Here is a 13,620-nt window from a genome sequence, read left to right as displayed (position 1 = left end):
AGCCTTGTTTCTAACTTTTATTTGCATATCAGAAATGCTATTTACTTGCTCTCCTCATGGAAATACCGCGCATCTCCATCCTTATAGATTGCAGTACCGATACCACGGTTGGTAAAGATTTCCAGAAGCAGGCAGTGTGCGATCCGGCCATCCAGGATATGGACGCGGGATACGCCATTTTCGATCGCGTCGATGCAGTTCTGCAGCTTCGGCAGCATGCCGCCGCCCAGGCTTCCGCTGTCTACGAAGTCCTGTGCCTCTTTGACGGTCATCTCGGAAATGAGGGAACTCTTATCCTCAAAGTCGCGGTAAACGCCCTCTACATCGGTCAGGAATGCCAGCTTCTCTGCGTTGACTGCACGGGCAATGGCGCAGGCTGCGTCATCTGCGTTGATGTTATAGCTTGCATAGTGCTCGTCAGAACCGATCGGGCAGATGATCGGAAGGAAATCCTTCTCTAACAGATCGTAGATGATCTGCGGGTCTACCTTGGTGATCTCGCCTACAAAGCCGATATCCTCACCCTTGGAAAGCTTCTTCTCGCAGCGCAGCAGCATACCGTCTTTTCCGCTGATGCCGACTGCCTTCACGCCCAGCTCGTTGACCCGCTGAACCAGGCTCTTGTTGACCTTGTTTAACACCATCTCTGCGATTTCCATGGTCGGCTCATCGGTGACGCGCAGGCCGTTTACAAAATGCGGCTCCATGCCAACCTTGTTGACCCAGCGGCTGATTTCCTTACCGCCGCCGTGTACGATGATCGGCTTAAAGCCTACCAGCTTTAACAGTACCACATCCTGGATGACCTGATGCTTTAACTGCTCGTCTACCATGGCGCTGCCGCCGTATTTGACAACAATGATCTTGCGGTTGAACCGCTGGATATATGGAAGGGCCTCAATGAGGACCTCTGCTTTCTGTAACTCGGTGATCTCAGAACTTTTCATAATCGTCTCCTCTCCGCGGGCTGTGCAGGATCTGACGCAGTCCGTGCTCCTTCTGTTTTCCACACTTTTGTTTTGCAGGTTCTACTCTGCATGTTTTTCTTCTGCCTGTCTCAATTTGATCAGAAATCAGGAACGGTAATCCGCGTTGATCTTTACATAGTCAAAGGTCAAATCGCAGCCCCATGCAGTTGCACTTGCATCACCCATCTTCACATCAGCGATCGCGGTTACCTCCTGCTCAGACAGGATCCTGGTTGCTTCTTCCTCGCTGTAGTCCAGTGCCACGCCGTCTTTGATGATCTGCATGCTGCCTGCTGCACTTTCGAAGAACAGGTCCACCTTCTCCGGGTCGAACTGTGCTCCGGAATAACCCATCGCGCAGAGGATACGTCCCCAGTTTGCATCATGTCCGAAGATTGCTGCCTTGGTCAGGCTGGACGTGATGATGGACTTGGAAAGGGTCACTGCCTGTTCCTTGCTCTCCGCACCGATAACCTTTACCTCAAACAGTGCGGTACAGCCCTCACCGTCGCCAGCCATCTTCTTTGCCAGGGTCTCATTGACGTAATTGAGTGCCTTGCAAAATTCCTCATAGTCTGCGTTCTTCTCGGTGACCTCTGCATTGCCAGCCATACCATTTGCCAGAAGCAAGCAGGTATCGTTGGTGGATGTATCTCCGTCTACGGAGATCATGTTGTAGGTATCCTTGACATCGGCGCTGAGTGCCTCCTGCAACAGCTCTTTGGAAATGGCAAGGTCGGTGGTAACGAAGGAAAGCATGGTGCACATATTCGGGTGGATCATGCCGGAGCCCTTGCACATACCGCCAATGGTAACGGTCTTTCCGCCGATCTCAACCTGAACAGCGACTTCCTTTTTCTTCGTGTCGGTTGTCATGATGGATTTGGCTGCCTCGGTACCGCTCTCGATGGTGCCGGAAAGCTCCGGAGCCATGGCGGTGATGCCTGCTTTTAACTTATCCATCGGAAGCTGCATGCCGATCACACCGGTGGATGCCACTAAAACAGCGCTCTCTGGAACGTTCAGTGCTGCGGAAGCTGCTGCGGCAGTCTCTGCGCAGTAGCCCATGCCCTCTGCGCCGGTACATGCGTTTGCGATGCCTGCGTTGATGACAACCGCCTGTGCGTACTCAGACTCTTTTACGATCTTCTGGTCCCATTTGACCGGGGCTGCCTTTACGATATTCGTGGTAAAGGTTCCTGCTGCCTTACACGGCTTCTCGCTGTAGATCAGCGCCATATCTTTTCTGTTCTTGTATTTGATGCCTGCTGCAGTTGATGCAGTCTGGAATCCTGCTGCAGCGGTTACGCCGCCTTCGATTACTGTATACATCTTATGTTCCTCCATGTTCTGACCGATTTTCTTTTCTCTTTCCGGTCTTCTTCTGGCATACCGAATCTGCATACTCTGCAGATTCCCGGCACTTGTTATTGTATAAATTTGGTAATATTCTCTTCATTCAGCACGAAATCATAATAGTTCACATCGCTGCGCTCTACCCAGCCCACGTTGTGCCAGAACTCATTGCCGACCTCGTTGGATTTAAAGGCGATCAGGCTTACCTTGTTGATGCCTTCTGCCTGAAGGGCTTTCATGGCGAAATGCACCATGCGGTGCCCGACTCCGTGCTTGCGGTAATCCGATGCCACACACACATGGTAGAAAAAGCCGGTCCGTCCGTCGTGTCCGCAGAGGATGGCACCTACAATGCGGCCGTTCTGCTCTGCCACCACGCTGGTGGTTGGATTGCGCTTCAAAAACCGCGTCACGCCTTCCCTGGAATCGTCGATGGAGCGGATTCCGAAGCCCTGAATGCTCATCCAGAGTTCATAAACTTTATCATAATCTTCCGGGGTCATCTCCCGGATCAAAATACTCATGGTTCCTGCCATGTGATGCTTCCTTTCCCGGTACTACCAGTTTCCTTTTGTTTGCTTTCTTTCCGATTGCTTTTTCCGGTTGTTTTTTCGACTGTTTCCGTCTGCTGTTCCCATTTCCACATTCCATTTGGCGGGGAAAAACGGCCGGAAGCAATTTTTCCTCTTACTATTCTACGGGAATACCGGGATCTGCTTCAGTCCGGTATTTTCCGGCAGTCCGAACAACAGGTTCATATTCTGCATGGCCTGTCCGGCTGCTCCTTTTACCATATTGTCGATTGCGCCCATCATAACCACGCGGTTAGTTCTCGGATCCAGTTTGAAGGACACGTCTGCAAAGTTACTGCCCTCTACCCAGCGTGTCTCCGGTGCCATCCCCGGCTCCAGGACGCGGACGAAATATTCATGCTGATAATACTTGTCGTAGATTGCCTTTACCTCTTCTGTCGTTACTTCCCTGGTAAGGGATGCATACGCGGTTACCAGAATGCCGCGGTTCATCGGAACCAGATGCGGGGTGAAGCTGATGGTTACCGGCTTTCCTGCCGCATAAGATAACTGCTCCTCGATTTCCGGGGTGTGACGGTGTCCTGCAACGCCATAGGCCTTCATGCTTTCATTGACCTCGCAGAACAGACTGGAAACCTTTGCGCTTCTGCCTGCGCCGGAGGTACCGGACTTCGCATCGATGATGATGGTGTTCGGATCGATGATGCCTTCCTTTACCAGTGGATACGTGCTTAAGAAGGAACAGGTCGGATAACAGCCCGGGTTCGCGATCAGTCTTGCGTGTTTGATCTTCTCACGGTTGATCTCCGGAAGTCCGTATACGGCTTCCCCGATCAACTGCGGGGTTGCATGTTTGATCTTGTACCATTTCTCGTAAACGTCTACATCTTTAATACGGAAGTCTGCGCTCAGATCGATGATCTTGGTCTTGGATAAGATATCCTCGGTCACCTGGGATGCACAGAAACCCTGCGGGGTTGCGGTAAAGATCACATCTGCCATCTCTGCAAGCTTTGCCATGTCATCGTCTTTGCAAGGCTCGCTTACTGCGTGTGCAACGTTTCTATATATAGAAGCAAAATCTTCCCCGACATAGCTTCTGGAACCGTACCATACCAGTTCCACATCATCTCTCTGAAGTAATAAACGGGCCAGCTCCGCTCCTGCGTAGCCGGTTGCTCCGATAATTCCAGCCTTAATCATAGCCATTCCTCCCTATTGTTCATAAATATACACTTTTGGATGCTTATAACTGTCAAATACCCTCACAATCATAAATATTCCTAAGATTTTTGATTTTCATTATAAGTATTTTTTCATCACAAGAAAAGACCTTTTTCCAAATATTCTCATTATGTACAAAATGTGTTCCTGTACATGAACAAGAATTTTCTGGACTGAAGTAACTGCAAATACGATGCACCAGTTCCTGCGAGATTTCATAATTATACATCTGTTTTGCATAATATGCAATCTTTTTTTGAAAAATATGCAATTTAGTCTTGCATAATCCGAAAAACTGTTGTATATTTATGAAGTCTTACATGACAAGGGAAATTCAAAACATACATTTTTATAGACTACTCAAGGAGGATTTTGAGATGAAAGAGAAAGTTGTTCTTGCATATTCCGGCGGTCTGGATACCACCGCAATCATTCCGTGGTTAAAGGAGCATTTCGATTATGATGTTGTATGCTGCTGCATCGACTGTGGTCAGGGCAGTGAGTTAGAGGGTCTTCAGGAAAGAGCAAAGCTTTCCGGCGCTTCCAAATTATACATCGAAGATCTGGTAGATGATTTTGCTGAGAACTACATTGTTCCGTGTGTACAGGCAAACGCTACCTATGAAAACAAATATCTGTTAGGTACTTCCATGGCTCGTCCGGCTATCGCAAAACGCCTCGTTGAGATTGCAAGAAAAGAAGGCGCTGTTGCCATCTGCCACGGTGCAACCGGCAAAGGCAATGACCAGATCCGTTTCGAGCTTGGTATTAAGGCACTGGCTCCGGATATCAAGATCATCGCTCCATGGCGTATGAGCGACGTATGGACCATGCAGTCCCGTGAAGACGAGATCGAGTACTGCAAGCAGCACGGCATCGACCTTCCGTTCGCAGCAGACAGCAGCTACAGCCGTGACCGTAACTTATGGCACATCAGCCATGAGGGCCTGGAGTTAGAGGATCCGGCAAATGAGCCGAACTACGATCACCTTCTGGTACTCGGCGTAAGCCCGGAGAAAGCACCGGACCAGGGCGAGTATGTTACCATGACCTTCGAGAAAGGTGTTCCGACCAGCGTAAACGGCGAGAAGATGAAGGTTGCTGATATCATCCGCAAGTTAAACGAGCTGGGCGGCAAGCACGGCATCGGTATCGTCGATATCGTAGAGAACCGTGTAGTCGGCATGAAATCCCGCGGTGTTTATGAGACTCCTGGCGGAACCATCCTCATGGAAGCTCACAAGCAGTTAGAGGAGCTGGTTCTTGACCGCGCTACCATGGAAGTTAAGAAAGAGATGGGCGACAAGCTGGCTCAGGTTGTTTACGAGGGCAAATGGTTCACTCCGCTGCGCGAGGCCATCCAGGCATTCGTAACCTCCACCCAGGAATATGTAACCGGTGAAGTCAAATTCAAACTGTACAAGGGCAACATCATCAAGGCTGGTACCACTTCCCCGTACTCCTTATACAGCGAGTCCCTGGCATCCTTCACCACCGGTGACCTTTACGACCACCACGACGCAGACGGCTTCATCACCCTGTTCGGACTGCCGCTTAAGGTTCGCGCAATGAAGATGGCTGAACTGAAGAAGAACGAGACAAAATAAGACGTAACTATGATATAGAACCCGAAAAAAGCCGCTAAAGCGGCTTTTTTCGGGTTCTGCAACCATAAATATAAAAAGGAAGATTCTACTATGTCCAGTTCTATGACAAAAGGCAACCCCTTACGGGTGATGCTGCAGTTTGCCTTTCCGCTTCTGGTCGGCAACCTCCTGCAGCAGACCTACAACATCATCGATGCCGCCATTGTCGGTCAAAGCCTTGGCGCACAGGCACTCGCCAGCGTCGGGGCCAGCACCAGCATCCAGTTTATGGTCCTTGGTTTCTGTATGGGAAGCTGTACCGGTTTTGGAATTCCCGTAGCAAAATATTTTGGTGCGGGTGATCTTGCGCACATGAAAAAAATCATTTTCAATGGTGCCATTGTGACTGCAGCCATTGCATGTATCATCACCGCACTCTGCGCCCTGCTTTGTCCGCGGATTCTTCAGGTACTTTCTGTTAAAAGCGACATTTACGACAACGCTTACTCCTACCTGATGATCATTTTCCTTGGCCTGCCCTTTACGCTGCTTTACAACTACCTTTCCAGCATCCTGCGTGCAGTCGGAGACAGCCGGACACCGTTTTTGTTCCTCGCTTTTTCCGCCGTGCTGAACATTTTCCTGGACCTGTTTTTTATTCTTGTTGCAGGCTGGGGCTGCGCAGGTGCAGCCTTTGCCACAATCGCATCGCAGGCCGTCAGCGGAATTCTCTGCCTGATCGTGATCATCCGGAAAATGGAAGTCTTATGGCTTACCAAAGACACGCGTGTGGTAAGCAAAGATGCGATCACGGAACTGCTTTCCATGGGACTGCCTACCGGGTTCCAATTCTCCATCACGGCCATCGGCAGCATGGTCATGCAGTCTGCCAACAACAGTCTTGGAGGCGATTACGTTGCCGCATTCACTGCTGCCGTAAAACTGAAGCAATTCACCATGTGCCCCTTTGACGCCATTGCCACCTCGGTCTCCGTCTTCTGCAGTCAGAACTACGGTGCCGGAAACATTGACCGGATCCGCAAGGGACTTTGGGAAGGCATTTCGGTTGGTGTCGGATACGGAATCTTTGCCGGTATCATCCTGATCTTCGCCGGTCGCCCGCTCTCCATGCTCTTTGTAAGCCAGGATGCAACCGGTGTTCTGGATGCATCCGCAAAATATCTGCGCTGCATGGGCTACTTCTACTGGAGTCTCGGTATCCTGAATGTCACGCGCATGGTCACGCAGGGACTGGGACACTCCGGAAGAGCTTTCTTCTCCGGCGTCACCGAGATGATCGCCCGCACCATCGTGTGCCTTACCTTTGTCAAAACGTTTGGCTTCACCGCCATCTGCTTCACCGACCAGACCGCATGGATTGCGGCATGCTGTTATATTGCGCCGACATGCTTTTACTGCCTGAAGAAAATATCGAACAATATTGTTACTTCACTTTAAACAGCTTCTCGGTCGGTATCTGCACCAGCAATACCGCTGCAAACACCAGCACACATCCGAAAAGCTCTCTTCCGGAAAGCTTCTGGCCCAGAATGATCCATCCGGCCAGCACGGAGAATACGGACTCCAGACTTAAGAGCAGGGATGCGACCGTCGGGTCTACGCCATTCTGGGCTACGACCTGAAGCGTGTAACCTACACCACAGGACATAACGCCTGCATAAAGGATTGGGGCTGCTGCTGCCACGATCGCACTCCAGGACGGATGGTCGAACAGGAGCATCGGCACACTTGCAATCACACCTGCCGTGAAGAACTGGACACAGGAAATCACGACCCCGTCTGCTTTCGGGGAAAAATAATCGATTACCAGGATATGCACGGAAAAAACGACGGAACAAAGTAACACCAGCCGGTCTCCTGCTCCAATGGAGAAGGATTCGGTGATGCACAAAAAATACATGCCGACTGCCGCGATCACTGCACTTACCCAGATATTCAGCCCGATTTTTCGCTTTAAGAAAAGGCCCATAAACGGCACAATGACGATATACAGTGTTGTGATAAATCCGGCTTTTCCCACCGTTGTCTGGCCAATGCCAAACTGCTGAAGGCAGCTTGCCAGGCACAGGATCGTGCCGCAGCAGATGCCGCCGATGATTCCCATGCGGGTCTGCTTCTTTTTTTCTTCTGCTGTCAGTGTCTGCCACATGCTGTCTTTTCTTCCGTGCAAAAAGAAGATGCACGGGATCAGGACTGCCCCGCCAAGCAAAAATCTGCAGGTATTGAAGGTAAAGGTTTTTACATAATTGAGTCCTTCACTCTGCGCCACAAATGCCACACCCCAGACAAGAGCAGCAAGAAGCAACATAAAGCTGTTTCTCGCGGTTTTTCCCGATTTATGTGTTGATGGTTCCATATCTTTTTGTATCCTCCGATTTCCCTTTTTCTCATTTCCAGCGGCTTGCTTTCCCAAAACCATCTCCCACACAGTTCCTACACGGATCGTATGCATTTTCTTATGTCACAATTACTGGTCCACATATGCCGCAAATCCGCTGCTCTGCGTTTCTTTGCCATCGGGATATACCCACAAAGCTTCGACTCCGTCCAAAGATTCCACAAATTTCATACCCTCTTCCGGCTTCATATTGAAGACCGCTGTAGAAAGCGCATCTGCCTTTGCGCTATCGCTGCATAAGATGGTAACAGAGTCATAGGTATTTTCCGGCATCAGGCTATCCGGATCAATGATATGATGATACCGAACGCCATCTACCTCATAGTAACGCTGGTAGGTTCCGCTAGTAACGAGGCAGGTGTCTGCAAGCTTTAACACATGCAGATACGATTTTGCCGCGCTGGTATCCGGGTTCTGGACGCCGACCCGCCACGGCTTGCCATCTGCCTTCAGACCGATGGTTTCCACGTTGCCGCCAAGGCTCAGAAGTGCGGAAGTGACACCGGCTTCTTTCAATGTTTCTGCCAGACGTTTGGTTGCATAGCCCTTGGCAATGGCTCCCACGTCCAGACTCATTTCTTCGTCTGGAAGATACACAGTCGATGCTCCCCGGTCAATCTGGATCTGTTCGAAATCCGTATGCTGTGCTGCTTTTTCCAACTCCACAAGATCTGGCACCCGTGCACTGTCCGGATCTGCCATGCCTTCCTCCCGGTATTCGTGCCAGATAGAAAGCACGCTTCCCATCGCCACATTCACCTTTCCGCCGGTCTCCTCGTATTCCTGCCGGGAAAACTCCAGCAGATCCAGAATCTCCGGATCTACCGTTACCGGGTCGATTCCCGCATTATCATTGATGGTCTTGATGTTATTCACGCCATCGTAATTGTCATAAATATCAAACAGTTCATGATATTTTTCCAGCGTTTCCTCTGCCAGACTCTTATATTCCTGAAATTGTTCTTCACTCGCCGCGCAGATCGTGATGCTTGTGATCGTATCAAAATAATCCAGATACTGCGCATCGTAAGCCGTCAGCTTCTGCCTGTTTCCGGAGCAGCCCGCCAGTAACAGAGCGGAGGCTGCCGCCAGAAGAACGCAACTTGTTCTCTTCATGTTTCACCCGATTCTTTGCTACAGTCACATAAAATATGATACGACTGCAACATTTCTTTTTTTTATTCTTTTCTTGTTTCGTATCCGTCTGCTATCCAGACCTGCACAGACTGCATTTTCGCGTTTTTCTGCATTTCATGGCATCGCAATTTCTGCATTGCTTTACCCGCATTTGCACAGAAATTCATTTCCAGACCAGCGCACAGACCAATTCATCATAGCACAAAAAAAGAATGTTGGAAAGCCAGCATTCTTTTTTCGTCCATTTATTTATCTGTTTCTTTTCTCACACAGGATGATCTAAATTCCTGTGTTCCTTTTTTCTGAGCACAATGAATTGGGTTCATTTCAAGAATCATTGCAATTTTATTTTTTACTTTTTTTCAAATCCCACCGATGCCAGGAACCGTCCGAAAGCCTCTCTGCCTTCCGGCGTACACTTGTACACTCCTGCATCCTCCAGAACGCGTGCAAATACCTTTCCGACCTCTTCCCGCAGGATTCCATCTACATTTTCGCGGGTGATCGAAGCGTAATGCGGACGGAATTCGTCTACCCAGTCCGCATGCTTTTCAAGCACTTCATCGGAGTGGATGTCTTTGCCTTCCACGATCGCGTCAGCCAGCTTTGCCAGTTCATCCTTTAAGCGGGACGGCAGGACTGCAAGACCCATCACCTCGATCAGGCCGATATTCTCTTTTTTGATATGATGCAGTTCCTGATGTGGATGATAAACGCCCAGCGGAAACTCCTCGGTTGTGATGTTGTTGCGCAGCACCAGATCCAGTTCGTAGTATGCCCCATTTTTGCGCGCGATCGGCGTAATGGTGTTATGAGGCTCTCCATCCGTTTCTGCGTAAATAAACGCAGCTTCATCGGTGTAACCACGCCATGCCGTTAAGACCTTCTCACCCAGATCAATCAGGCGGTCCGGATTTTCTCCGCGCAGGCGCAGTACCGACATCGGCCAGTGCACAATGCCAGCCTGGACATCCTCAAAACCAGGCATCGTAAATTCCTGCTCCATACCGGCTTTTGCCATGGCAAAGGTATAATGACCACCCTGGAAATGATCATGGCTTAAGATGGAACCGCCTACGATCGGCAAATCCGCATTGGATCCCAGAAAATAATGCGGGAACTGCTTTACAAAATCAAACAGCTTCACAAATGCAGAGCGGTCGATCTTCATCGGCGTATGTTTTCCATTGAAGACGATGCAGTGCTCATTGTAATACACATACGGGGAATACTGGAAGCCCCAGCGGTTCTCGTTCACCGTAATGCGGATGATGCGGTGGTTGTTTCTCGCCGGATGGTTTAAGCGTCCGGCATAGCCCTCATTTTCCATGCAGAGCAGGCACTTCGGGTAACCGCTCTGTTTTGCCAGCTTTGCCGCTGCAATAGCCTTTGGATCCTTCTCCGGCTTGGACAGGTTGATGGTAATGTCCAGATCGCCGTATGGTGTGCTGGTCACCCACTTCTGGTCCTTGCATACGCGGTAACGGCGGATATAATCCGAATCCTGGCTCAGCTTATAGAAATAATTGGTTGCTGCCTCCGGACCTCCCTCCTGGTAACGGGTCCAGAACACCCGCTCCACTTCTGACGGGCGCGGCATCAGGCAGTTCATCAGCTTTGCATCAAACAGGTCACGATAAGCAATGCTGTTTTCGATGATGCCCTGCTCACAGGCATAGTCCAGAAGTTCTTTTAATGTTTCCTCCAGATTGATCTCACCAAAGGTTTCTTCCGGCTCCTCATATTCCTCAAGCTTCAATGCTTCTAACAGCTGGTTTGTTGCATAAATACGGTCTGTTTCTGTGATCAGCCCGGTATCCAGGCCATACTGTACCAGTTTTTTGATTGCGGTGTAAACCATACGATTGCCTCCCCATTTTTCACGCATGACAGCCCTTTGTTGCCCCTCAGCGCTGCCACACACTTACTATAAACATCTTGTTTTCTGCCTTGCAATGTTCCTTTTGTTCCAGTTGCACCAGGCAACTTATAGATTCAGTATAATCATTTTTTCTGCGGAATTCTATAGAATAATCTTTAGCATGTCTACGAATTTCTCTGCTGTATGATTTTTTCGTCCACGCTGCCTTACGGCACACAATACAACAGGAGTTACCATTTTTTACCGCTTCATTCCAGAGACCACCGGTGCAATCCGCTCCGTCACCAGACCTCCCAAAAGACCAATGACTGCTCCAGTGATCACGCCAGCCACTAAAAGAACCGGCAGATACGAAAACACACCAGCCGTCCCGGTAATCCATGCCGCCATGGAAAGCTGACCGATATTGTGACACACACCGCCCAGAATGCTGACTCCTGTTTTATCGAACCAATCCATCTTCTTTGCCAGCGCCATAGCTGCCAGGCTTAAGATTCCTCCAGACAGCGCATACAGCATACTTCCGGGATTACTAAACGTAAATCCGACCATAACGATGCGGATTAGACCTACTGCGATCGTTCCTGCTGCTCCCACCGTATAAAGCCCTACGACATTGACCAGATTGGCCAGTCCCAGCTTCATGCCCGGAACCGGCACCGGAAGCGGGATCAGGGCTTCCACGTAACTGAATATAAAAGCCAGAGCGATCAGGATGCCGTATAAAGCCACCTTCTCTGCAGGATTGTGCCCCTTGGCACGCCTTTCCTTCTTACTGTTTTCCAAATTGACTTCTCCTTATATCTGTGCTATAGTTGCGACACCATTATATCATTATCTGTACTTTTCAGAAAGAGGTGTTTCCATGACAAAAAAGAAACGGGAACTGATTCTGGTTCTTTTCATTCTTCTGGTTGCCGCTGCAGGATTTTTCATCAACCATACCCTGCATCAAAAACCAGCCGCACAGCTGCAGATCACGGTAGACGGAAATGTCACGCAGACGTTTGATCTGACCAAAAATACCGACACCATAATAGAAGGAGTAAATGGCGGCACAAATCATCTGATCATCGAAAACGGAACCGCTTACTTCAGCGAAGCCTCCTGCCCGGATAAGGTCTGTGTCCACCAGGGGCGCGTATCACAGAATGGAGAATTGATCGTATGCCTGCCGAACCGCGTGATCGCAAAGGTTGTGGCACCGGAGTAACAATATCGCGCGGTAACAAACGAGGGGCGAAAGTTTCCACAGCCGCCATGCATGGCGGCTGCGGGAACTTTCGCCCCTTTGACTTACTGTACTAAATTGTTTTTTTACAGATATGCCTTCAGCACCTCAACCTTGTCGAGTTTCTCCCACGGAAGATCGATATCGGTGCGGCCAAAGTGACCGTATGCTGCGGTCTGCTTGTAGATCGGACGACGCAGATCCAGCATCTTGATGATACCAGCCGGTCTTAAGTCGAAGTTCTCACGGATCATCTCAACCAGCTTCTCGTTGGAGAGCTTGCCGGTTCCGAAGGTATCTACCATGATGGAGGTCGGATGTGCTACACCGATCGCGTAGGAAAGCTGGATCTCGCACTTGTCAGCCAGTCCTGCTGCTACGATGTTCTTTGCAACATAACGTGCTGCGTATGCTGCGGAACGGTCTACCTTGGTGCAGTCCTTACCAGAGAATGCGCCGCCGCCGTGACGTGCGTATCCGCCGTAGGTGTCTACGATGATCTTACGTCCGGTCAGTCCGCTGTCTCCGTGCGGTCCGCCGATTACGAAACGTCCGGTCGGGTTGATGAAGAATTTGGTTTCTGCATCTACCATATCTGCCGGAAGGATCTCATCAAATACATACTTTTTGATATCTGCGTGGATCTGCTCCTGGGTTACTTCCTCGTCGTGCTGGGTAGAAAGAACCACTGCATCCAGGCGCTTCGGCTTGCCGTTTTCGTCGTACTCTACGGTAACCTGGGTCTTTCCATCCGGACGAAGGTAACGAAGAGTTCCGTCCTTACGAACCTTGGTCAGCTGACGAGCCAGCTTGTGAGCCAGTGCGATCGGGTACGGCATGTACTCCTCAGTCTCGTTGGTTGCGAAACCAAACATCATACCCTGGTCACCTGCACCAATGGCATCCAGTGCATCATCATCCATGGTGTTTTCTTTTTTCTCCAGTGCGGTATCTACGCCAAGTGCGATATCCTTGGACTGCTCGTCCAGTGCCACGATCACACCACAGGTATCGCAGTCGAAACCATATTTTGCACGGTCATAACCAATCTCGCGAACGGTCTCACGCACAATCTTCTGAATGTCCACATAAGCATTGGTGGTGATCTCACCCATAACCATAACCAGACCGGTGGTGGTGCAGGTCTCGCATGCTACACGGCTCATCGGGTCTTTTTCCATCAGCGCATCCAGGATCGCGTCAGAGATTGCATCGCACATTTTGTCCGGATGTCCCTCAGTAACGGACTCGGAAGTAAACAGTAACTTTTCCATGAAAATCCTC

At 50.0% G+C, this 13,620-nt stretch carries 12 protein-coding genes; 3 read left to right on the top strand and 9 right to left on the bottom strand.

The annotated features are described in order from the left end of the window. Window positions 1-41: 41 nt before the first annotated feature. The 4 genes from argB to argC all read right to left on the bottom strand — a co-directional run bounded on the left by argB (window position 42) and on the right by argC (window position 4,060). Window positions 42-947 carry an acetylglutamate kinase gene (argB, locus tag DXB18_RS00525; RefSeq protein ID WP_118705369.1) on the bottom strand — a complete coding sequence of 302 codons (906 nt, stop codon included), beginning with the start codon at window positions 945-947 and terminating at the stop codon, window positions 42-44. Between the two features lie 126 nt (window positions 948-1,073). After that, on the bottom strand, window positions 1,074-2,300 hold the full coding sequence (gene argJ, locus DXB18_RS00520) for a bifunctional glutamate N-acetyltransferase/amino-acid acetyltransferase ArgJ (RefSeq protein ID WP_118705635.1): 1,227 nt from the start codon (window positions 2,298-2,300) through the stop codon (window positions 1,074-1,076). A gap of 95 nt (window positions 2,301-2,395) precedes the next feature. Continuing rightward, window positions 2,396-2,860 carry a GNAT family N-acetyltransferase gene (locus DXB18_RS00515; RefSeq protein WP_118544086.1) on the bottom strand — a complete coding sequence of 155 codons (465 nt, stop codon included), beginning with the start codon at window positions 2,858-2,860 and terminating at the stop codon, window positions 2,396-2,398. A gap of 159 nt (window positions 2,861-3,019) precedes the next feature. Continuing rightward, the gene (gene argC, locus DXB18_RS00510) at window positions 3,020-4,060 is read right to left on the bottom strand and encodes an N-acetyl-gamma-glutamyl-phosphate reductase (RefSeq protein ID WP_118705367.1); all 1,041 of its coding nucleotides are present in this window, start codon (window positions 4,058-4,060) and stop codon (window positions 3,020-3,022) included. A gap of 398 nt (window positions 4,061-4,458) precedes the next feature. Here argC and DXB18_RS00505 point away from each other — a divergent pair, with 398 nt between their 5' ends. Together DXB18_RS00505 and DXB18_RS00500 are read left to right on the top strand one after the other, a co-directional pair. Then, window positions 4,459-5,688 carry an argininosuccinate synthase gene (locus DXB18_RS00505; RefSeq protein ID WP_118705365.1) on the top strand — a complete coding sequence of 410 codons (1,230 nt, stop codon included), beginning with the start codon at window positions 4,459-4,461 and terminating at the stop codon, window positions 5,686-5,688. A 90-nt stretch (window positions 5,689-5,778) separates the two neighbouring features. After that, the gene (locus DXB18_RS00500; RefSeq protein WP_118705363.1) at window positions 5,779-7,125 is read left to right on the top strand and encodes an MATE family efflux transporter; all 1,347 of its coding nucleotides are present in this window, start codon (window positions 5,779-5,781) and stop codon (window positions 7,123-7,125) included. Here the strand turns inward: DXB18_RS00500 and DXB18_RS00495 are convergent. The 4 genes from DXB18_RS00495 to DXB18_RS00475 form a co-directional block, all read right to left on the bottom strand. After that, window positions 7,112-8,044: a DMT family transporter gene (locus tag DXB18_RS00495; protein WP_118705361.1), complete on the bottom strand. Its 933-nt coding sequence runs from the start codon at window positions 8,042-8,044 to the stop codon at window positions 7,112-7,114. The genes DXB18_RS00500 and DXB18_RS00495 overlap by 14 nt on opposite strands. Window positions 8,045-8,155: 111 nt before the next feature. After that, entirely contained in the window at window positions 8,156-9,202 is a 1,047-nt protein-coding gene (locus tag DXB18_RS00490) for an FAD:protein FMN transferase (protein WP_118544090.1), read from the bottom strand. Between the two features lie 373 nt (window positions 9,203-9,575). Then, the gene (gene galT / locus DXB18_RS00480) at window positions 9,576-11,084 is read right to left on the bottom strand and encodes a UDP-glucose--hexose-1-phosphate uridylyltransferase (RefSeq protein WP_118705357.1); all 1,509 of its coding nucleotides are present in this window, start codon (window positions 11,082-11,084) and stop codon (window positions 9,576-9,578) included. 261 nt (window positions 11,085-11,345) lie between these two features. Next, window positions 11,346-11,891 carry a Gx transporter family protein gene (locus tag DXB18_RS00475; protein WP_118705355.1) on the bottom strand — a complete coding sequence of 182 codons (546 nt, stop codon included), beginning with the start codon at window positions 11,889-11,891 and terminating at the stop codon, window positions 11,346-11,348. A gap of 79 nt (window positions 11,892-11,970) precedes the next feature. On the opposite strand from DXB18_RS00475, the gene DXB18_RS00470 reads away from it, so the two are divergent. Continuing rightward, entirely contained in the window at window positions 11,971-12,318 is a 348-nt protein-coding gene (locus DXB18_RS00470) for a NusG domain II-containing protein (RefSeq protein WP_118705353.1), read from the top strand. 104 nt (window positions 12,319-12,422) lie between these two features. Here DXB18_RS00470 and metK read toward each other — a convergent pair whose 3' ends face one another. Then, on the bottom strand, window positions 12,423-13,610 hold the full coding sequence (gene metK / locus DXB18_RS00465; RefSeq protein ID WP_118544095.1) for a methionine adenosyltransferase: 1,188 nt from the start codon (window positions 13,608-13,610) through the stop codon (window positions 12,423-12,425). Between the last annotated feature and the right edge of the window lie 10 nt (window positions 13,611-13,620).

This window comes from Clostridium sp. OM02-18AC (genome assembly GCF_003481825.1).
GTDB lineage: Bacteria > Bacillota > Clostridia > Lachnospirales > Lachnospiraceae > Brotaphodocola.
The sequence above is the reverse complement of the archived record's forward strand: the minus strand, read 5'-3'. Positions and strand labels throughout refer to the sequence as shown.

Excerpts from the sequence above, each read along its gene's own strand:
- argB (WP_118705369.1), bottom strand. The coding sequence starts at position 947 with ATGAAAAGTTCTGAGATCACCGAGTTACAGAAAGCAGAGGTCCTCATT.
- argC (WP_118705367.1), bottom strand. The coding sequence starts at position 4,060 with ATGATTAAGGCTGGAATTATCGGAGCAACCGGCTACGCAGGAGCGGAG.
- argJ (WP_118705635.1), bottom strand. The coding sequence starts at position 2,300 with ATGTATACAGTAATCGAAGGCGGCGTAACCGCTGCAGCAGGATTCCAG.
- DXB18_RS00505 (WP_118705365.1), top strand. The coding sequence starts at position 4,459 with ATGAAAGAGAAAGTTGTTCTTGCATATTCCGGCGGTCTGGATACCACC.
- metK (WP_118544095.1), bottom strand. The coding sequence starts at position 13,610 with ATGGAAAAGTTACTGTTTACTTCCGAGTCCGTTACTGAGGGACATCCG.
- galT (WP_118705357.1), bottom strand. The coding sequence starts at position 11,084 with ATGGTTTACACCGCAATCAAAAAACTGGTACAGTATGGCCTGGATACC.
- DXB18_RS00515 (WP_118544086.1), bottom strand. The coding sequence starts at position 2,860 with ATGGCAGGAACCATGAGTATTTTGATCCGGGAGATGACCCCGGAAGAT.
- DXB18_RS00470 (WP_118705353.1), top strand. The coding sequence starts at position 11,971 with ATGACAAAAAAGAAACGGGAACTGATTCTGGTTCTTTTCATTCTTCTG.
- DXB18_RS00500 (WP_118705363.1), top strand. The coding sequence starts at position 5,779 with ATGTCCAGTTCTATGACAAAAGGCAACCCCTTACGGGTGATGCTGCAG.
- DXB18_RS00490 (WP_118544090.1), bottom strand. The coding sequence starts at position 9,202 with ATGAAGAGAACAAGTTGCGTTCTTCTGGCGGCAGCCTCCGCTCTGTTA.
- DXB18_RS00495 (WP_118705361.1), bottom strand. The coding sequence starts at position 8,044 with ATGGAACCATCAACACATAAATCGGGAAAAACCGCGAGAAACAGCTTT.